19 protein-coding genes are annotated in these 18677 nt (G+C 68.7%); 12 read left to right on the top strand and 7 right to left on the bottom strand.

The genetic code is table 11. The annotated features are described in order from the left end of the window. The first annotated feature begins 11 nt into the window (after window positions 1-11). From OHB23_RS18990 to OHB23_RS18970, 5 genes are all read left to right on the top strand, one after another. Window positions 12-860, top strand: coding sequence for an SDR family oxidoreductase (locus OHB23_RS18990; RefSeq protein WP_328810163.1), 849 nt, complete (start codon window positions 12-14; stop codon window positions 858-860). 48 nt (window positions 861-908) lie between these two features. Beyond that, window positions 909-1493 carry a TetR/AcrR family transcriptional regulator gene (locus OHB23_RS18985; protein ID WP_027504042.1) on the top strand — a complete coding sequence of 195 codons (585 nt, stop codon included), beginning with the start codon at window positions 909-911 and terminating at the stop codon, window positions 1491-1493. A gap of 40 nt (window positions 1494-1533) precedes the next feature. Then, window positions 1534-3075, top strand: coding sequence for an AMP-binding protein (locus OHB23_RS18980; RefSeq protein WP_056447155.1), 1542 nt, complete (start codon window positions 1534-1536; stop codon window positions 3073-3075). An 81-nt stretch (window positions 3076-3156) separates the two neighbouring features. Then, window positions 3157-3768, top strand: coding sequence for a vitamin K epoxide reductase family protein (locus OHB23_RS18975; RefSeq protein WP_082544607.1), 612 nt, complete (start codon window positions 3157-3159; stop codon window positions 3766-3768). 390 nt (window positions 3769-4158) lie between these two features. After that, complete coding sequence (locus OHB23_RS18970) at window positions 4159-4788, top strand: pentapeptide repeat-containing protein (protein WP_328810162.1); 630 nt, start codon at window positions 4159-4161, stop codon at window positions 4786-4788. Window positions 4789-4804: 16 nt separating this feature from the next. Here OHB23_RS18970 and OHB23_RS18965 read toward each other — a convergent pair whose 3' ends face one another. Both OHB23_RS18965 and OHB23_RS18960 read right to left on the bottom strand, forming a co-directional pair. Beyond that, window positions 4805-5557, bottom strand: coding sequence for a GAF and ANTAR domain-containing protein (locus OHB23_RS18965; RefSeq protein ID WP_328810161.1), 753 nt, complete (start codon window positions 5555-5557; stop codon window positions 4805-4807). 48 nt (window positions 5558-5605) lie between these two features. Next, window positions 5606-7060 (bottom strand): MDR family MFS transporter, encoded by a 1455-nt coding sequence (locus OHB23_RS18960; RefSeq protein ID WP_328810160.1) that lies wholly within the window; start codon window positions 7058-7060, stop codon window positions 5606-5608. A gap of 112 nt (window positions 7061-7172) precedes the next feature. Between OHB23_RS18960 and OHB23_RS18955 the strand changes: the two genes are divergently transcribed. Beyond that, window positions 7173-7829, top strand: coding sequence for a TetR/AcrR family transcriptional regulator (locus OHB23_RS18955; RefSeq protein WP_235578814.1), 657 nt, complete (start codon window positions 7173-7175; stop codon window positions 7827-7829). Here OHB23_RS18955 and OHB23_RS18950 read toward each other — a convergent pair. Beyond that, window positions 7819-8796, bottom strand: a complete 978-nt coding sequence (locus OHB23_RS18950; protein WP_328811676.1) for a LacI family DNA-binding transcriptional regulator — start codon at window positions 8794-8796, stop codon at window positions 7819-7821. The genes OHB23_RS18955 and OHB23_RS18950 overlap by 11 nt on opposite strands. 126 nt (window positions 8797-8922) lie before the next feature. Here OHB23_RS18950 and OHB23_RS18945 point away from each other — a divergent pair, with 126 nt between their 5' ends. Both OHB23_RS18945 and OHB23_RS18940 read left to right on the top strand, forming a co-directional pair. Beyond that, complete coding sequence (locus tag OHB23_RS18945; protein ID WP_285188224.1) at window positions 8923-9969, top strand: Gfo/Idh/MocA family oxidoreductase; 1047 nt, start codon at window positions 8923-8925, stop codon at window positions 9967-9969. Beyond that, entirely contained in the window at window positions 9966-10745 is a 780-nt protein-coding gene (locus tag OHB23_RS18940; RefSeq protein ID WP_328810159.1) for a TIM barrel protein, read from the top strand. The genes OHB23_RS18945 and OHB23_RS18940 overlap by 4 nt, the downstream gene beginning before the upstream one ends. 7 nt (window positions 10746-10752) lie before the next feature. Here OHB23_RS18940 and OHB23_RS18935 read toward each other — a convergent pair whose 3' ends face one another. Both OHB23_RS18935 and OHB23_RS18930 read right to left on the bottom strand, forming a co-directional pair. Next, window positions 10753-11520 (bottom strand): ANTAR domain-containing protein, encoded by a 768-nt coding sequence (locus OHB23_RS18935; RefSeq protein WP_222638269.1) that lies wholly within the window; start codon window positions 11518-11520, stop codon window positions 10753-10755. A gap of 59 nt (window positions 11521-11579) precedes the next feature. Beyond that, window positions 11580-13043: a helix-turn-helix domain-containing protein gene (locus tag OHB23_RS18930; RefSeq protein WP_328810158.1), complete on the bottom strand. Its 1464-nt coding sequence runs from the start codon at window positions 13041-13043 to the stop codon at window positions 11580-11582. 167 nt (window positions 13044-13210) lie between these two features. Here OHB23_RS18930 and OHB23_RS18925 point away from each other — a divergent pair, with 167 nt between their 5' ends. From OHB23_RS18925 to OHB23_RS18915, 3 genes are read left to right on the top strand one after another with little or no spacing between them, the layout of a single operon-like run. Then, window positions 13211-14263 carry an amidohydrolase family protein gene (locus OHB23_RS18925; protein WP_328810157.1) on the top strand — a complete coding sequence of 351 codons (1053 nt, stop codon included), beginning with the start codon at window positions 13211-13213 and terminating at the stop codon, window positions 14261-14263. Between the two features lies 1 nt (window position 14264). After that, complete coding sequence (locus OHB23_RS18920) at window positions 14265-14969, top strand: iron-sulfur cluster assembly protein (RefSeq protein WP_328810156.1); 705 nt, start codon at window positions 14265-14267, stop codon at window positions 14967-14969. Window positions 14970-15006: 37 nt separating this feature from the next. Next, the gene (locus OHB23_RS18915) at window positions 15007-16032 is read left to right on the top strand and encodes an NAD(P)-dependent alcohol dehydrogenase (RefSeq protein ID WP_056447576.1); all 1026 of its coding nucleotides are present in this window, start codon (window positions 15007-15009) and stop codon (window positions 16030-16032) included. Window positions 16033-16049: 17 nt separating this feature from the next. On the opposite strand, the gene OHB23_RS18910 is transcribed toward OHB23_RS18915, so the two are convergent. Then, on the bottom strand, window positions 16050-16715 hold the full coding sequence (locus OHB23_RS18910) for a 3-oxoacid CoA-transferase subunit B (protein ID WP_222646130.1): 666 nt from the start codon (window positions 16713-16715) through the stop codon (window positions 16050-16052). Further along, window positions 16712-17476 (bottom strand): CoA transferase subunit A, encoded by a 765-nt coding sequence (locus tag OHB23_RS18905; protein ID WP_056447180.1) that lies wholly within the window; start codon window positions 17474-17476, stop codon window positions 16712-16714. Before OHB23_RS18905 ends, OHB23_RS18910 begins: the two co-directional genes overlap by 4 nt. Before the next feature lie 193 nt (window positions 17477-17669). On the opposite strand from OHB23_RS18905, the gene OHB23_RS18900 reads away from it, so the two are divergent. Continuing rightward, a complete protein-coding gene (locus OHB23_RS18900) occupies window positions 17670-18422 on the top strand; it encodes an IclR family transcriptional regulator (protein ID WP_222650193.1) in 753 nt (250 codons plus the stop codon). Window positions 18423-18677: the final 255 nt, after the last annotated feature.

Raw genomic sequence — 18677 nt, 5'->3', positions numbered from 1 at the left:
GAGGAAAGCCCATGAACGTCACCCGAACTCCCGTCGCGGTCACCGGATCGACCGGCGCACTCGGCGGCGCCGTCGCCGCGTCGCTCGCCGCCGCGGGCGCGTCGCAGCGTCTGCTGGTGCGGAACGCCGGTCGCGCGCCGTCACACCCGGGTGCCGACGTCGCGCAGTGTTCCTACTCGGACGCGACCGCCGCGGTGCAGGCACTCGCCGGGATCGAGGTCCTGTTCATGGTCTCGGCCTCCAAGAGCGCCGATCGTGTCGACCAGCAGAGGACGTTCGTCGACTCGGCCGTCGCCGCCGGCGTGCGCCACATCGTCTACACGTCGTTCGTCGGCGCCGCGCCGGACGCCGTCTTCACCCTGGCCCGAGATCACCACGCCACGGAGAGTCACATCCGGTCCACGGGTATCGGGTTCACGTTCCTCCGGGACAACTTCTACCTCGACGTCATGGAGCACTTCGTGGGGGAGGACGGTGTTCTGCGCGGACCGGCGGGGGAGGGGCGTGCCGCGCTCGTCGCCCGCGTCGACGTAGCGCGCACCGCTGCGGCGGTGCTGAGCGACCCGGCCCGTCACATCGGCCGGACCTACGATCTGACCGGGCCCGAGGCGCTGTCGATGACGGAGGTGGCCGCCACACTGTCCGATGTCCGGGGAGTCGACGTGCGGTTCCACGACGAGACGGTGGCGGAGGCCTACGAGTCGAGGGCACGGTGGGCGGCACCCGCCTGGCAGAACGACGCGTGGGTGTCGACCTACACGGCCATCGCCTCGGGAGCTCTCGCCGACGTCTCGGGTGACGTGGAGGAGATCACCGGACGCCGACCGCTCTCGTTCCGGGAGTTTCTCACCGTCGGCTGAGCACGAGCACGGTCGGTATAGTGCACTGCATAGAACGAGAGGAATCCCATGCCCAGGCAGAGCACCGCCCGTACCGACATGTTGCGCAGCGCGGCGCTGCTGTTCCGGGAGAAGGGTGTCGAGGCCACCTCGGTGGCCGACGTCATCGAGCATGCCCATGCGCCGCGCGGATCGATCTACCACCACTTTCCCGGAGGGCGCCCGCAGCTCGTCGAGGAAGCGACACGGGGCGCGGGTGACTTCATGGGATCGATGATCTCGGCGGGTCTCGCGTCGCGGGGACCCGAGCACACCATGGCCTCCATCGTCGGGTCGTTCCGTGACCAACTCGTCGCGACGGATCACGTCGCGGGGTGTCCCGTCGGTGCGGCGGCCGTCGAGGGGCCCAACACCCCGGGTGCCCGCGACGCGGCAGGTGCGGCCTTCACGTCGTGGGAGAAGATCATCGCGGACTCTCTGTGCGAGCGCGGTGTCGCTCGTGACGACGCGGAACGCGGTGCGACCCTTGCCCTGTCGGCCATCGAGGGCGCCCTCCTCATGTGCAAGGCGCAACGGAGCACGCGGCCGCTCGACGTCGTCGAGGAGTGGCTCGTCGGCATGATGGCCGACCTGCTGGGCACCGCCTCTCGGTGAACTGCGCCGCACGGCGCGGAGCCTTGTTAGTGTCGGTCGAATGTTCGTCCCGTTCAGTGTCACCGACTTCCTCGACCGCGCCGCCGCCGTGTACGGAGACCGGGTCGGGTTCGTCGACGAGCCCGATCAGCCCGCTCCGAGCCTCGGATCTCCGACCTATGCCGAGATGGCGGACCTCGCCCGGCGGCAGGCCGTGAAACTCGACGATCTGGGTATCGAGCGTGGCGATCGAGTGGCGATCGTCAGCCACAACGCGGGCCGTCTGCTCACGTCGTTCTACGGAATCAGTGGTTGGGGCCGCGTCATCGTTCCCGTCAATTTTCGACTCCGGCCGGACGAGGTGCGGTACATCGTCGAGGACTCCGGTGCGCGCGTGCTCTACATCGATCCGGAGCTGAAGGACTCGCTCGGCGACGTCGAGTGCGAACACGTCGTCGTTCTCGGTGACGACCAGAATCTGTACGCTCCGCCGGGATCGACTCCGGCACCGTGGGATCCGGACGAGAACGCGACCGCTGCCATCAATTACACGTCGGGGACCACGGCTCGCCCCAAGGGCGTCCAGATCACGCACCGCAACATCTGGGTCAACGCGGTCACCTTCGGCATGCACGTCGGCGTCAGCGATCGCGACGTCTACCTCCACACCCTGCCCATGTTCCACGCGAACGGCTGGGGACAGCCGTTCGCGATGACGGGAGTCGGTGCGCAGCACATCGTCCTGCGCAAGGTCGACGGCGCCGAGATCCTGCGCCGCGTGCGCGATCACGGCGTGACGGTGATGTGTGCGGCCCCCGCCGTCGCGGCAGCCGTGCTCGATGCCGCGCAGTCGTGGGAGGGCGAGATCCCCGGCCGGGATCGGGTGCGCATCATCATGGCCGGTGCGCCGCCACCGACGAAGACCGTTGCGCGCGTGGAGCGTGAACTGGGGTGGGAGTTCATCCAGATTTACGGGCTCACCGAGACGTCCCCTCTGCTGACCGTCAACCGCACTCGCCAGGAGTGGGACGATCTGGAACCCGAGGAGCGTGCCGCGAAGCTCACTCGGGCCGGCGCCCCCGCACTGGGTGTCCGACTCGACGTCGACCCGACCGGCGAGGTGTTGGCGCGATCCAACGTCGTCATGGAGGGCTACTGGGGGCGGCCCGAGGAGAGCGCCAGAACGCTGGACGGCGGCTGGTTCCACACCGGTGACGGCGGCCTCATCGGCGACGACGGCTATCTCACCATCGCCGACCGCAAGAAGGACGTGATCATCACCGGCGGCGAGAACGTCTCGTCCATCGAGGTCGAGGACTGCCTCTTCTCCCATCCCTCGGTGAGCGAGGTCGCCGTCATCGGGGTGCCGAGCGAGAAGTGGGGCGAGACGATCAAGGCCCTGGTGGTGCTCGCGCCGGACGTGGACGCCGGCCCGGAGACGGAGGTCGACCTCATCGCGTGGTGCAAGCAGCGACTGGCCGGGTACAAGGCGCCGACCACCGTGGAGTTCCGGGACGAGTTGGCGCGCACGGCCACCGGCAAGCTGCAGAAGTTCAAGTTACGCACGCCCTACTGGGACGGGATGGACCGCGAGGTCAACTGACTCGCCGGAGCCGATCTCTCAGGGAGGCTGTTTACACTCGGGGACTCGACCACTCTCCGACTCTCCGACGGGATCCCACCGATGACGATGTCCTCGCTGTCCGACGACGACGTCGACGTGGACCGTCCGTCTCGCGGAACCCCGGCGCGCGTGCTGCCGTGGGTCCTGCTGATCGGCGGGGTCGTCGGATTCGCGGCCGCCTGTGTGCTGACGTACGAGAAGATACGACTGACGGCGGACCCGTCGTACGCGCCGACGTGCAACCTCAACGCCGTGGTCAACTGCGGCTCGGTCATGGCATCACGCCAGGCGGCCGTCCTCGGATTCCCCAACTCCTTCATGGGGGTGGGCGGCTTCGCCATCGTCGCCATGGTGGGCGTCGCCCTGCTGATGCGCACGCGTCTCGATCGGTGGTTCTGGGCAGGGCTGCAGGTGGGGGTCACCGCGGCCGTCGCCTTCGTGCACTGGCTCATCGTGCAGAGCCTGTACGAGATCGGTGCGCTCTGCCCGTACTGCATGGTGGTGTGGGCCGTCACGGTGCCCGTCTTCTGGTACGTGACGGTGGTGAACGTGTCGGCTCTGGCGGGACCGGGCCGGACGAGAGACCTGCTGACGCGGTACCACGCCGTCCCCCTCGTCCTCTGGTATCTCGTGCTGGCAGGACTCGTCGTGCAGAGGTTCGTGCTCGGCTGACCGGGGTCGGTGCGCTACTCTGCGCGCAGTGATCTCTTCATGATGTCCTGACCAGGCCCTGTGGCTCCGACCGAGCGCACTCCGTGCGTTCGGTGGTGACTGCGTGCGCCGGTGTCGGCGGACCCTTCCGAGGGCTCCGCCGCCTCCGGCCCCTGTCACTTCTCTCCGGAGCACCTCATGAACGAGCCGTTCTCGGCCTCTGTCCCGCATCCGTCCACACTGCGCGCCGACTGCGCGCGGTGCACCGGCCTGTGCTGCACCGCCCTCGGATTCTCGCGATCGGTGGAGTTCGCGACCGACAAACCACCGGGCGTCCCGTGTGCCCATCTGGACACGACTTTCCGGTGTTCGATCCACTCCGCTCTGCCTCGACGCGGGTACCGCGGTTGCGTGTCCTTCGATTGTTTCGGAGCCGGCCAACGCGTCAGCACGACGATGTTCCCTGCCGCGTCGTGGCGCGACGGTGACGCGACCGCGCGCACCGTCTTCTCGGCCTTCGAGGCCGTGATGGACCTGCACGAGATGCTGTGGCATCTGACGCGGGTGCGCACGCGTTCCCACGACAGCGACCTGACCGACGAGGTCGATCTGCTGTGCGCGGAGATCTCTGCCGCCGTCGACGCCGGCGCCACCTCGGTTCTCGCGGTGGACGTGACGTTCGTTCGAGGGCGCGTAAGGCAGGTGCTCGACACCGTGAGCGCCGAGGTGCGCGCGGCCTACTTCGCGGACGGGGCGGCGACGGACGCACGGCTCGTCCCGCAAGCGGACCTGGCGGGCGCGGACCTGCGTGACGTGTGGCTCGTCGGTGCCGACCTGCGCGGGGCGTCATTGGTGGGGGCGGATCTGCGCCGTTCCGACCTCACCGGATGCGACCTTCTCGGGGTCGATCTGCGCGGCGCGGACGTCCGGGGTGCGGACCTGCGTGACGCGCTGTTTCTCACCCGGACGCAACTGGCGTCCGCGAGCGGGGACCGGAACACCCGAGTTCCGGTCGACCTGGAGGTTCCGCCCGGGTGGTGACCGGTCGAACTGTGCGTCAGGTGGGGCGCGCGCCGGTCATCTCGGCCGGCGCGACGTCCGTCACCGACGACACGAATTCGCGGGCGATGTCCCGCAGTCGGCGGTTGGTGCGCTGCGACTCGGTCGAGAGCACCTCGAACGCCGCGGCGTCGTCGATGCCGCGCAGGGCCATGAGGATGCCCTTGGCCTGCTCGATGGGTGCGCGGTGGGCCATGGCATCGCGGAGGCCGTCGACGGTGGTCGAGAGGTCGCGGTGCTGGTCGTGGCGTTCCAGCGCGTCCGAGACGGCGCCGACCAGCGTGCTGAGAACCTGACGGTCCAGGTCGTCGAACGAGTGCGGGGTGTGGGCGAAGAGGGTGAGCGAACCGATGGTGCGGTCACCCACCCGCACCGGGGTGCACATCATCGCGGCGATCCCCGCGGCGCGCGCAGTGGTGCCGAATTCCGGCCACCGGGCGTCTCCCGCCTCGCAGTCGACCAGCACCGTCTCGCCCTCGCGAGCAGCGTGCAGGCACGGACCGCTGTCCGCGTCGTACTGCTCGAGGTCGATGGCGGAGACGGTGGTCGACGACGTCGCGGCCGCGAAGGGTGCGCCGTTCAGCTCGACGGTGACTCCGCACATGTCCGTGTCGGGGATGCACGCGCAGGCGGCGTCGACCAGCCGGTGCATCAACTCCGCAGCATGGTCGTCGTCGGTGCCCGCCGCGCTCAACGAGCGGACGGCGTTACCGATCACGACCGCGAGCGGCAAGGAGTCAGAGGAGTTCACGGCACCATTGCACCACGACGGGGCGACAACCTTCCGGCAACGACCAGGTCACCCCCGGTCGGCCGCAGGCGTACGGATGAAGAACGAGGCGCCCACTGCCAGCAGGGACACGGCACCGCCGCACAGGAACGCGGTGTGGATCCCCGACTGCTGCGCCGCCACGTCGCCCACGCCACCGGCCAGTCGGGAGGCCGCAGCGGTGGACATCACGGTCACGAACAGCGCGGTGCCGGCCGCTCCCGCTAACTGCTGCACGGTGTTGAAGATCGCGCTGCCGTGCGAGTACAGCTGCGGCGGAACCGAACCCAGTGAGGAGGTCATCAGCGGAGTCATGATCAGAGCGAGGCCGACGCTGAGCAGCGAGTGGATCGCGACGACCACGGGGAGGGCGGTGTCGGCCGTGAGGATCGTCATCGACCACAGTGCGGCGCTGACGACGACGGCGCCCGGGACCACCAGTGGGCGGGGGCCGACTCGGTCGAAGACCCGTCCGACGACGGGAGCGAGACCGCCCATGATCAGACCGCCGGGAAGGAGCATCATGCCCGTGGTCAACGTGTCCAGCCCGCGGACGTTCTGCAGATACATCGGCAGCAGGATGAGGGCACCGAACAGCGCCATCATGCTGATGGAGAGCATGCCCAGGCCGATGCTGAACGTGGGGGTGCGCAGCGGACGCAGGTCGAGCAGGGCCCGGCCCGAGTCCTGACGAGCGATCTGCCGGAGGACGAACACGACCAGTGCGACGACGCCGACACCCAACGGGATCCACACGGGGACCGCGGTGCCCTCGGCGGCGTGACCCAGGCTGCCGAGTCCGTACACGATGCCGCCGAACGCCAGCGCGGACAGCACCACCGAGACGGCGTCGAACGGGGCCACCGTGCTCGCCGCGGTGGCGTTCTCCACCAGGCGGGATCCGATCGCGAAGGCCAGCAACGCGATCGGGAGCACGAGCCAGAACATCCACCGCCAGTCGAGCGCACTGAGGATGACACCCGAGATGGTCGGCCCCACGGCCGGAGCCACGGCGATGACGATGGAGATGACGCCCATCATGCGGCCGCGCCGATCGGCGGGAACCAGTCGCAGCACGGTCGTCATCAGCAGGGGAAGCATGATCGCCGTGCCGCCTGCCTGGACGACTCGACCGGTGAGCAGCAGCGGGAAGCCGGGCGCCGACGCGGCGAGAACGGTGCCCACGGAGAACAGCGACATCGCCGCGAAGAAGACCTGGCGGAGAGTGAAGCGCTGGAAGAGGAAGCCCGTGGTCGGGATGACGATGGCCATGGTCAGGAGGAAGCCGGTGGTGAGCCACTGCGCGGTGCCGGCGTCGATGGCGAGATCGACCATCAGGGTGGGCAGCGCGACGCTCATGATCGTCTCGTTGAGGATCATGACGAATGCCGACACCACGAGCACCGCGATCAACAGCCGACTGCTCCGTGGCAGAGGCCCGTCCGTGACGCGCGCCGCGTCCACCTCTGTCTGCTGAACCTGCATCGTCGTGGGGCCTCTCTGTCGTTCGGTGTGGTAACAGTGTCTTCCTGCATGACAGTCACTGTCAAACTGGTTGTTGATGTAGGGTGACGGCCATTCGGAGAGGAGTGATGTCGTGAGTGGAGACGGCTCGACCGAGGTGGCGGCGACACCGGTGCCCGATCTGCGGGAACGTCGGCGTCGCGACATGTGTTCCGAGATCTCACTGGCGGCGCTGGAACTCTTCGAGCGTCAGGGATTCGCTTCCACCACCGTCGGCGACATCGCTCGCGACGCGGGCATCTCGCAGAGCACGTACTTCCGTCACTTCCCCACGAAGGAGCAGTCCGTCGTCGGCTTCGACGCCGGGCTCGAGCGCGAGATCCTGGCGTGGGTGACCGAGGCCGACCTCGCGGGTGTCGGTCTGGCCGGCATCGAGGACATCGTGGAGCGGTTCCTCCGGCGCATGAGTGCGGCGAACACGGCGTCGTCCGACCGCGTGATGCGCATCCGTCGGCTGATCGTGTCGGATGCGCACCTACGGTCCGCGGCGATCGCCCTCGACGAAGTGGTCATCGCTCGCCTGGCCGACGCGCTGGCGGCGCGAGTTCCGCGATCGCCCTCCCGCCTGACCGCCGAGACGGCGATCATGACCGTCCGGGTCGCGTTCGACTCGTGGGCGGCGCGCGTGGACGACGGGGATCAGGACGCCGACCTGGCGGAGATCTATCGCGTCGCGTGCCGTGATCTGCGGACCGTCGTGACCGGTGCCGCCCCGGACGTCACGACGTAGCCCTCGGTGCGCCGGTGGTCGACCGTGACACCAGGCTGGGCGTCAGCACGATGCTCGGCGCACTGTCGTCGACGGTGAGGGTGAGTGCGGCGTCCACCGCCGCGTCGGCCAGGCTCTCGGCGTCCTGGGACACCGTGGTGAGTGCGACGTGGTCCAGTCCGGCGACGCGCGAGTCGTCGTACCCGATCACCGACATGTCCCGCGGCACGGCGAGTCCGCGAGCGACCAGTGCGGCGAGAACGCCTGTGGCGCACCGGTCGTTGAAGGCGATCACGGCGGTGGGAGGGTGCTCTGTGTCGAGGAGTCCCTCGACTGCTCGCGCTCCGTCGTCCTCCGTGAGGCCGCCCCGCACCACCTCGGCTCGGGCGTCGTCGATGTGGGACAGGGCGTCCAGGAAACCGGCGGATCGGTCCTCGCTGCCCGGTGCGCCGTCGCCGTCGACGAAGGCGATGCGACGATGGCCGAGCTCCTCGAGATGCCGTACCGCCAGCGTGATGCCGGCGACGTCGTCGCTGCGCACCGTCAGCGTGTCCGGGGTGTCGACACGGCGAGCGACGACGACGGTGGGAACGGTGCGGGCGAGCGCGGCCAGCTCGTCCTCCGGCAGTCGGCTGCCGAGGAGGATCGTTGCCTCGCAGCGATCGTGACGGAGGGAGTCGATGGCCGCTGTCTCACCTCTGCTGGGTGCGACGGCGCTGAGAGCCACCTCGTAGCCCCGTCGAGCCGCGGCGGAATAGACGTGTTCGACCAGATCCCCGTGGAACGGTTGTTGCAGCTCGAAGACGACCCCGAGAAGCCGGGAGTGCGACTGCCGCAGACTGCTCGCCCGTCTGTCGCGGACGTATCCCAGTTCGTCGGCGATCTCGCGTACCCGTGCGCGGGTCGCGTCGCTGGCACCGGGGGAGTCGCGGAAGACGATGGACACCAGGGCGGTCGAGACTCCCGCCGCCCGTGCCACGTCGGTCATCGTGACGGGACGCTCGGTTCGTCTCCTGGTGGTCACGCACCGATCGTACGGGGGTGTTGACGCCGGCGTCTAGTACGTTCTAGCCTCTGCGAACAGGCAAACTAGAACGTACTAGTAGGAGGCGTCATGGCAGTCGATCGTTCGGAGGTGGTGGGCATCGCGGTGCTCGGTGCGGGCAGGATCGGCGCCAACCACGCCGAGATCGTCGCGCGCCGGGTACCGGGTGCCGCACTGCGAGCAGTGGCGGATCCGGTGCCCGGCGCCGCCGACAGGCTCGCCGGGGAACTCGGTGCACCGACGGCGTCCACCGACATCCACGAGACCCTGCGGCGTGACGACGTCGACGCGGTCGTGATCTCCGCCCCCGCGCGGAGTCACACCGAACTCGTCGTCGCGGCCGCGGAGGCCGGGAAGCACGTGTTCGTCGAGAAGCCGATGGCCGTGACCCTCGAGGACGCGGACCGTGCCATCGCCGCCGCACGGGCCGCGGGAGTGACACTCCAGGTGGGCTTCAACCGACGCTTCGCACCGGGATTCGCGGCGGCACGTCGGGCCGTCGACGAGGGCAGGATCGGTACGCCCCAGCTGCTGCGGTCGCTCACCCGTGATCCCGGCCCGTGGGGTGGAGATCCGAGCCGCGTTCCAGCGTGGACCATCTTCCTGGAGACGCTGATCCACGACTTCGACACGCTGTGCTTCCTCAACCCGGGAGCCGCTCCGGTGCGCGTGCACGCCATGGCCGACGCGTTGATCCGGCCCGAGGCCAGGGACGACGGCTTCCTCGACACCGCCGTCGTCACCATCGCGTTCGACAACGGCGCCCTCGCGACGGCCGAGGCCAACTTCTCCGCGCTGTACGGCTACGACGTCCGCGGAGAGGTGTTCGGATCCGGCGGCATGATCACTGCCGGCACCACGGCGTCGAGCGACATGACCCTGTACGACGCTCGCGGGATCACCGTGGACACCGCCCGTCGCGACACCGATCTGCTGCGCGAGGCCTACATCGGCGAGTTCACCGCGTTCGTGTCCTCGGTCCACGACTCGACGCCCGCGGTCGTCGGTGGAGCCGACGCACGGGTCGCCCTGTCGATCGCGCTCGCCGCGATCGAGAGTGTGCGGTCCGGCGCCGCGGTCGCCGTCGCGGATCTCGACTCGGACGGTGTCCGATGACGTACACGCTGGCGGCCAGCGCCGAGATGCTCCACCTCGATCTGCCGTTCGTCGATCGGGTCCGACGGATCGCGGACCGCGGCCTGCAGGTCGAGATCTGGAACTGGTCGACGAAGAACATCGACGATCTGCAGGCCACGGGTGCCCGGTTCTCCTCGATGACCGGGTACCTGAACGGAAGCCTCACCGACCCGGACGGCATCGACGAGTTGCTCCGCACCGCCGCGGAGTCGCTGCGCGTGGCCGATCGGCTCGACTGCCCGCGCCTGAATCTGCACGGCACAGGTCTCGATTCGGAAGGGTTGCCGGTCCACCCCGAGCACACGGTGACCCCCGACATGTGGCTCCGGGCGGCCGACACACTGCGCCGGGTCGCGGAGCTGGGCGAGCGTGCCGGTCGCGTGTTCACCCTCGAGAACCTCAACACCGCGGTCGATCACCCCGGTACACCGTTCGCCACCGCGGCGGACACGCTCGCACTCGTGTCCGCGGTGGACAGTGCGGCCCTGCGCCTGAATCTGGACCTGTACCACGCTCAGATCGGCGAGGGGAACCTCATCGAGACGGTGCGGCGCTCGCTTCCCTGGATCGGCGAGATCCAGGTGGCCGACGTTCCGGGGCGCTGCGAACCGGGCACCGGGGAGATTGCCTACCCGGTCGTCGCCGCCGCACTGCGCGAGATGGGGTACGACGGTGTCGTCGGTCTCGAGGGGTGGGCACGCGCCGATGCCGACGAGGCACTCGACGCTTTCGAGGCGGCGTTCACGGCGCGGTGATCGTCGGTCAGCTGTCCTCGGTGATCCGGCGGGCCACGTCGACGAGTGGTAGTTCTGCTGCGGCAGCGGCTTTCTCGAGTAGTGCTCGGGCCTCGCCCATGTCGAGATCGTCCCGCACCATGAGGATGCCGACCGCGATGCCGACGACCCGGCGGTCCGCCATGGCCGCACCGATCCGTCGGACTCCGGCGTCGAGGTCGCGCCCGCGGCCGTAGGACCACAGGGCGGTGTCGAGGTGGTCCACGAGGACGCACACCAGATCGTCCTCGGCCTCGACCTGCGCGGAGGACAGGGGAGGCCCCGCGGCGTACAGGTTGACCGAGCCGGCGGCCGCCCCGTCGACGGTCAGCGCGCACGCGTGCACCCGGTCCACGCCGGCCCTCGCCGCGAGGGCGGCCAGGGGCGGCCAGAGTCGGGCCACCTCGTCGTGGGAGAAGTGCAGCGACGAGTGTGTCCGCAGCGCGCGCAGGCAGGGTCCGTCGTCGAGGTCGTACTGCTGGGCGTCGAGCGCGAACACGACGGCGTCGGTGGGGGACACGGTGAAGGGGTGGCCGTCCACGGTGGCGGTGATGCCGGCGTGCGCCACGCCGTCGAGTGATCGGACCGCCGCCGCCGCGCCCTGCTCGAGCACGACGAGCAGAGCGGCATCGTCGTCCACCGAGCCGGTCAGAAAATCGGAGACCGTGGTCGTCGCCGTCGAGTCCCGTTCGCGGGCCCGACGGAAGTGGGGGAGGTCGCGCAGTGCGAACAGACGTCGCGTGAGTTCGTCGTCCATGTCCGCGCCCCTCCCGTGAGATCGAGTCGTCCGGGACGAGACTACGCGGCCGACGTGCGTCAGCCGGGGTTCCGCGGATCGATCTTGTAGTAGGCCGTCTTGCGGTAGAGCGTGGCGCGGCTCATCCCCAGCTGACGGGCCGCCTGGCTCATCGTGACCTTGCCCGACGCGAGGACCCGCACTATCTCCCCGTGCTCGAACGCCTCGATGCTCGACAACCGGCGCGTCCGGCCCGCCAGCAGTTCGGCGGGGAGCATCGCGACGTCGACGACGTCCGCACGCGACGCGACTCGCGTGACGAGTTCGCGGAGCTCCGCCGCGCCCTGCGGCCAGTCGTGGTGCTGCAGAGCGCGTTCCGCCGCGGGGGTGATGTGCACGTCGCGTCCGCGCACCGCGCGCGCGAACTCGTGAGCCAACGGCACGACGTCGTCCGGTCGGTCCGACAGTGGGGGCAGCGACACGACCGATGCGACCGCGGAGGCGAGTGCGGCCGGGATGTCGTGCAGTCGTTCGGCGGTGATTGCGAAGGGCATCCGGGTCTCGGCGGACCGCAGCAGGTCGACGAGTGACTGCGCGGCGAAGTCGGGGAGCGTGTCGACGTCGCGCAGGACGACGACCGTGTCGGTGCGATCCGCCTCGTACGTCCACAGGTCGAGCCACGTGTCGACGTCGTCGGGTGCGGGGGCCGCTGCCGAGAGAATGCGGTGGCGCGGGAAGGCGCGCCGCGCAGCGTGCGTCACCAGCGACGAGCGGCCGGAGCCGGGGCGGCCGATCACCGCGACGGTCGATCCCGCGGCCATCGCGGAGTGGGCGTCCGCCTCCAGTCGTGACCACTCCGCGCCGAGTCGAACGCCTGTGCCGGTGGACCCGTGCTCGATACGGAAGAGGCTGCGACGCACCGTCGGTCGCTCTCGTCGACCGGTCGATCGGGACGACATCGACAGCGAGATGGTGCTCGCGGCCGACCGTGCGAGTGTGAGTAGGAGGTCGCTCGACGTCCGGGACCAGGTGGTGAGATTGACGGCACCCTGCAGACGACCCGTCGCGGGATCCAGCACCGGGGCGGCTGCGCAGGTGAAGCCGGTGAGGCTGTGGGAGTAGTGCTGTTCCGCTCGGACCAGGGTGGGTACCAGGTCTGCCAGCGCGAGACCCAGACCGTTGGTCCCCACCTCCCGTTCCGAGTAGCCGAAACCGGGCGCGAGGTGGACGTCGTCGAGCGCGCGGAGCAACGTGTGGTCCCCGCTCAGGCGGGACAGAACGAGGCCGTCGGCGTCGGTGAGCATGAGGCCCACCGGCTCGGCGGTGAGCGTCCGCTGCAGGTCGGCGAGCACTTCGTCACCGCACTGCCGAAAGAGCGACTCCTGCCGTTCCGTCCCGGCGAAGACCGGCTCGACATGATCGACCGGGATGCCATAGCGCCGACTCCGAAGCCAGGAGGCGCGGAGTCGAGGGGGTACCGCACCGGCGACCGCGTCCACCTCGCGGCCGGAGCCGGTCCGGTGTTCGGGGAGCTGTGCGGGCACGCGGGCGTCCTGGTGGGTCGAAGCGGTCGGGTTGTGATCCAGGTTACAGCGCCCGAGGGGTGGTCGACCGTCTCAGATTGAGACGCCGGGGACGCCCGCTTCCCGTCCGTCGCGCCCTAGCGTCGAGCCAGTGAAGGTGACGCCAGTCACACGACGAAGGGACCTCGATGTACACCAAGGGCGACAACAGCTTCTTCATCGTCGACGCGCACGTCGCGCTGTGGGACGCGCGGCCCGAGAACCAGCGCAACATCCACGGCAAGCAGTTCATCGACTGCTTCTACGACTACCACCGCAACCTGTCGCCCGAGAGCGAGCTGTGGCCGTACGACGAGTACCTCTACCAGGGCGGCGACCGCCTGATGAAGGACCTCTTCGAGGACGGGTACGTCGATCATGCGATCTTCCAGCCGGCCCACCTCGGGGAGTTCTACGTGAACGGGTTCGGGCAGACGGAGGAGGCATGGGCCCTCACGGCGCAGAATCCCGACAAGCTCACCTACAACCACCACTTCGATCCGCGCAACGGCGAGCGTGGGCTCGATCAGCTCCGCGCCGATGCCGAACGGTTCGGACTGAAGGGCGTCAAGCTCTACACGGCGGAGTGGCACGGAGACTCTCGCGGCTACAAGCTCGACGACGACTGGACCCGGCGTTACCTCGAGGTCTGCCGCGAGCTCGGGATCACCAACATCCACGTCCACAAGGGACCGACCATCAGGCCGCTCGATCGCGATGCCTTCGACGTGGCGGACGTCGATCATGTCGCCACCGACTTCACCGATCTGAACTTCGTCGTCGAGCACTGCGGTCTCCCGCGGCTCGAGGACTTCTGCTGGATCGCCACCCAGGAGCCGAACGTGCATGCCGGGCTCGCCGTCGCGATGCCGTTCATCCACTCCCGGCCGAAGTACTTCGGCCAGATCATGGGCGAGTTGCTCTACTGGCTCGGCGAGGACCGGATCCAGTTCTCGTCCGACTACGCCCTCTGGACACCGCGCTGGCTGATCGAGTCGTTCGTCGACTTCCAGATTCCGGCGGAGCTGAGCGAGTACCCGGAGATCACGATGGACCAGAAGCGCAAGGTGCTGGGCCTGAACGCCGCGAAGATGTACGACATCCCGGTTCCGGCGGAGCTGCAGATCGCCGATGCCGACGAGACGCCCACCGGCCCGCGCGGCGCCGACCGGGCGGCCGACGACGTTCTCGTGGGAGCGTGAGATGACCACCCGTGCCGACTCGGCGATGCGGGCTCTGGACGTGGTGATCGATCCCGAGCTCGACGAGCCGATCACCGACCTCGACTTCGTGCAGTCGCTCACCGTCTCCGAGGACCGTGACGTCGTGGTGCACCTGCGCTTGCCGACGTCCTTCTGCGCGCCGAACTTCGCCTACCTCATGGCCTCCGACGCGAAGGACGTGCTCACCGGCCTGCCCTGGACGCGGAACGTGACGGTGGAACTCGACGACCACCACGATTCACCGATCATCAACGCGGGACTCGCCGCGGACGCGGGATACCGGGGCACCTTCGCGCACGAAGCGGAGAACGATCTGGAGGAGCTCCGGACGACGTTCCAGCGCAAGGCTCACGTCGCGGCGATGGAGCGGTGCCTGACCGCGCTGCTGAAGCGGGATCCGTCCCGGCGCATGGAGGACATGGGAACTGTTGTGCTGGGCGATCTCCCGGACGACGACACCACCAGGGCACTGCGGTCGCGGCGACGGTCCCTCGGCCTGGACGACGTGCCCGACAGCATCGTCATGGTCGATCACACCGGAGCCGGCTACACGCAGCTCGACGTGCCGCTCGCACTGCGTCGGGCTCGATCGACCCGCATCTCGATCGACGGCAACGCCCACTTCTGCCGGGGACTGCTCCGTACCCGCTACGACGACCCGGACCGCACGACGGTCGACGCCTGACCTTCCCGAGAAGCCGAGGAGACACATCATGAGCACCATGCGCGCAGTCCAGGTCGTGGGGTACCACGAGAAACTCCGAATGACCGAGGTGCCCGTTCCGACTCCCACGGGGCCGTTCGACGTGGTCGTCCGGATCGGTGGAGCGGGGGTGTGCCGTACCGATCTGCACATCCTCGAGGGGCAGTGGGCCGAGAAGTCGAACGTGACCCTGCCGTACACGATCGGTCACGAGAACGCCGGCTGGGTCCACGCCGTCGGTTCCGCCGTGACGAACGTGCAGGAGGGTGACAAGGTCATCGTCCACCCGCTCATCACGTGCGGGCTCTGCCGCGCCTGCCGATCCGGCGACGACGTGCACTGCGAGATCAACCAGTTCCCCGGCATCGACACGAACGGTGGCTACGCGGAGTACCTGAAGACGTCGGCACGCAGTGTGGTGAAGCTGGACGACTCGCTGGAGCCGGCGGACGTGGCTGCCCTCGCCGATGCCGGACTGACGGCTTATCACGCCGCGTCGAAGGCTTCCCGGCATCTGACTCCCCGCGACCGCGTCGTGGTGATCGGCGCAGGCGGGCTGGGGCACATCGGGATTCAGGTGCTGAAGGCGCTGACCGCGGCCGAGATCGTGGTCGTCGACCGTAACGCCGACGCGGTGAAGCTGGCCCTGTCCATCGGGGCGGATCACGGCGTCGTCGCCGACGGCACCCACATCGAGCAGGTGCTCGAGCTCACCGGCGGGCAGGGCGGCGAAGCGGTCATCGATTTCGTCGGTGAAGGCGGCGCGACGGCGGAGGGCATCGCGATGTTGCGGCAGGCGGGCAATTACCACGTCGTCGGATACGGCGAGAACATCGACGTGCCGACAATCGACATCGTGTCGTCGGAGATCAACGTCATCGGCAACCTGGTCGGGTCCTACAACGACCTGTGCGACCTCATGGCTCTCGCGGCACGCGGGTCCGTCGTTCTGCACACCGCGAAGTACGCACTCGACGACTTCCAGAGCGCCATCGACGATCTGGACGCGGGCACGGTGCGAGGGCGGGCCATCCTCACGCCGTGAGAACGGCCCGCCGCCGGTCAGTGCGTGACGAGGTCGTCGGCGTCGGTGAGGGTGGCGCCGGTGGCGTCGTGTACCTGCGCCGCCGTGACACCGGGCGCGGTCTCCCGCAGGACCAGGGTGCCGTCGCCGACGACGTCGATGACGGCGTAGTCGGTGATGACACGGTCGACGACGGCCTGACCGGTGAGGGGGAGCGTGCACGCGTCGACGATCTTGGGGTTGCCGTCCCGATCGGTGTGCTCCATGACGACGATGACGCGCGCGGCGCCGTGGACGAGGTCCATGGCGCCGCCCATGCCCTTGACCATCTTTCCCGGGACCATCCAGTTGGCGAGGTCGCCGGTCGCCGAGACCTGCATGCCGCCGAGGACGGCGGTGTCGATGTGGCTGCCGCGGATCATGCCGAAGGACAGCGCGGAGTCGAAGAACGCCGCGCCGGGCAGGGTGGTGACGGTTTCCTTGCCGGCGTTGATGAGATTCGCGTCGACCTCGTCCTCGGTGGGGTAGGGGCCGGTACCGAGGATGCCGTTTTCGGAGTGCAGCGTGACGCGGATCGCGGGATCGAGGAAGCCGGGAATCAGTGTGGGCAGCCCGATGCCGAGGTTCACGTAATCACCGTCGCGCAGTTCGGCCGCCGCGCGCCGAGCCATGTTCTCGCGGGTCCATCCGGTGTCGGTGCTCATCGTGCGTCTCCTGCGGGTCGGGTGGTGCGCTTCTCGATGCGGGGTGTCTGTGGGCCGGTCTCCACGATGCGCTGGACGAACACGCCGGGCAGGTGCACGTGCGCCGGGTCGATCTCGCCCGGCTGCACGAGATGCTCGACCTGAGCGACGGTGATGCGGCCGGCCATGGCGGCGAGCGGGTTGAAGTTCATGGCTGCCTTGTCGAAGACGAGGTTTCCGTCGGTGTCACCCAGGTGCGCGTGCACGAGCGCGAAGTCGGCGCGGATGCCCTCCTCGAGGACGTACCGCTTGTCGCCGAAGACGCGGGTCTCCTTCGGAGGGGACGCGAGTGCGACGGATCCGTCGGCGGCGTAGCGCCACGGGAGCCCGCCGTCGGCGATGGGGCTGCCGACACCGGCCGGGGTGAAGAACGCCGGGATGCCCGCGCCCCCGGCGCGTAGTCGTTCGGCGAGAGTGCCCTGGGGAGTGAGCTCGACCTCGAGCTCGCCGGACAGGTACTGCCGGGCGAATTCCTTGTTCTCGCCGACGTAGGACGCGGTGACGCGACGGATTCGGTGCGCTGCGAGCAGGATGCCGAGGCCATGGTCGTCCACTCCGCAGTTGTTGGAGAAGACCTCCAGATCGGTGACGTCGGTGGCGGCGAGGGCGTCGATCAGTGCGTCCGGGATGCCGCAGAGCCCGAAGCCGCCGACGGCCAGGGTGGCGCCGTCCGTGACGCCGCGTATCGCGTCGGCGGGGGTGGACAGGACTTCGGTGGCCACGAGTTCCTCCTGAGATCGAGTACTGATCAGATGTACGGTCCGGTGAGTGGACGTGCGCACTCTCTGCATTCGATCAGGACCACGGCGTCTTCGCAGGCGATACGGGGTCCGGACGGCGAACTGCTCGACTCGTGGAACGATCGGCGGCTCGGTGTTCACTGAGTGGACACCCCGCGAGCCCTAGACTGTGGTGATGGCGGAGGCAGCGAGGTCGGTCATCGCGCGAGTCGCGGCCGTGATGCGTGCCGTCGGTGATCACGAGCCGGACGGCGCGTCGACCACCGACATCGCCAGGACCGCCGGGTTGGCGCGGCCCACCGTGCACCGGATGGTCACCGCGTTGGCGGCGGAGGGCTTCGTCGATCGGCACGAGTCGGGCCGGTGGGCGCTGGGGCCCGAGACCTTCCTTCTCGGATCGATGGCAGCGGAGCGGTACGACATCACGTCGAGCGCGGGAGACATCCTGCGCGATCTGGCCCGAACGACGGGGGAGAGCGCCTTCCTGTCGGCACGTCGGGGCGACGAGACGGTCTGCATCGCGAGCGAGGAGGGCAGTTTCCCGCTGCGCTCGCACGTCCTGCACGTCGGCCTGCGCATGCCCCTCGGAGTCGCGTCCGCCGGGTTGGTGATCCTCGCGCACCTGCCCGAACGTGAGCGGGTGGAGTACCTCGACCGTGCAGAGCTCGGCGGCTGGGGAGAACGTCACGCGCCGCGCGAGATCGCCGAACGGGTGGAACAAGTTCTGGTGCAGGGATACTCGGTGAATCCCGGGTTGTTGGTGGAAGGTAGCTGGGGTCTCGGGGCCGCGGTGTTCGATCGCCGCGACGCCCCGGCGTGGGCGCTGAGTCTGACGGGCGTCGCCGGCCGTTTCGACGATGTCCGGCGCCCTGTTCTCGGCGAACAGCTGCTGCGGGCCGCACACGCGTTGACCTCGCGTCTGCGGTGATCGGAGGTCGATGCGGCCGGTCGGACAGAACTGAGGCGGTACATCCAAGTTATTCATCCGTTATATCGTGAATGCATGCCCGATATCGTATCGATGTCGACATCAGAGTCCGAGAATCGTTGTCGCACAGAGGTGTCAGTCGTCCATCACGTGATTGTCCGGACTCGACAGAATGTCGCAATTCCGGCATGCATTGACATTACCGTTATCGTCCTGTTCACTCTCATTTATGCCGTAAATCTACGTCGCATTCGA

Source organism: Rhodococcus sp. NBC_00294, assembly GCF_036163995.1.
GTDB lineage: Bacteria > Actinomycetota > Actinomycetes > Mycobacteriales > Mycobacteriaceae > Rhodococcoides.
This window is presented reverse-complemented; position numbering and strand designations above follow the sequence as displayed.

Coding starts and splice junctions, on each gene's coding strand:
- OHB23_RS18950 (WP_328811676.1), bottom strand. CDS start 8,796: ATGACCGACGTGGCACGGGCGGCGGGAGTCTCGACCGCCCTGGTGTCC.
- OHB23_RS18920 (WP_328810156.1), top strand. CDS start 14,265: ATGACCACCCGTGCCGACTCGGCGATGCGGGCTCTGGACGTGGTGATC.
- OHB23_RS18990 (WP_328810163.1), top strand. CDS start 12: ATGAACGTCACCCGAACTCCCGTCGCGGTCACCGGATCGACCGGCGCA.
- OHB23_RS18925 (WP_328810157.1), top strand. CDS start 13,211: ATGTACACCAAGGGCGACAACAGCTTCTTCATCGTCGACGCGCACGTC.
- OHB23_RS18915 (WP_056447576.1), top strand. CDS start 15,007: ATGCGCGCAGTCCAGGTCGTGGGGTACCACGAGAAACTCCGAATGACC.
- OHB23_RS18980 (WP_056447155.1), top strand. CDS start 1,534: ATGTTCGTCCCGTTCAGTGTCACCGACTTCCTCGACCGCGCCGCCGCC.
- OHB23_RS18940 (WP_328810159.1), top strand. CDS start 9,966: ATGACGTACACGCTGGCGGCCAGCGCCGAGATGCTCCACCTCGATCTG.
- OHB23_RS18985 (WP_027504042.1), top strand. CDS start 909: ATGCCCAGGCAGAGCACCGCCCGTACCGACATGTTGCGCAGCGCGGCG.
- OHB23_RS18945 (WP_285188224.1), top strand. CDS start 8,923: ATGGCAGTCGATCGTTCGGAGGTGGTGGGCATCGCGGTGCTCGGTGCG.
- OHB23_RS18960 (WP_328810160.1), bottom strand. CDS start 7,060: ATGCAGGTTCAGCAGACAGAGGTGGACGCGGCGCGCGTCACGGACGGG.
- OHB23_RS18900 (WP_222650193.1), top strand. CDS start 17,670: ATGGCGGAGGCAGCGAGGTCGGTCATCGCGCGAGTCGCGGCCGTGATG.
- OHB23_RS18975 (WP_082544607.1), top strand. CDS start 3,157: ATGACGATGTCCTCGCTGTCCGACGACGACGTCGACGTGGACCGTCCG.
- OHB23_RS18935 (WP_222638269.1), bottom strand. CDS start 11,520: ATGGACGACGAACTCACGCGACGTCTGTTCGCACTGCGCGACCTCCCC.
- OHB23_RS18910 (WP_222646130.1), bottom strand. CDS start 16,715: ATGAGCACCGACACCGGATGGACCCGCGAGAACATGGCTCGGCGCGCG.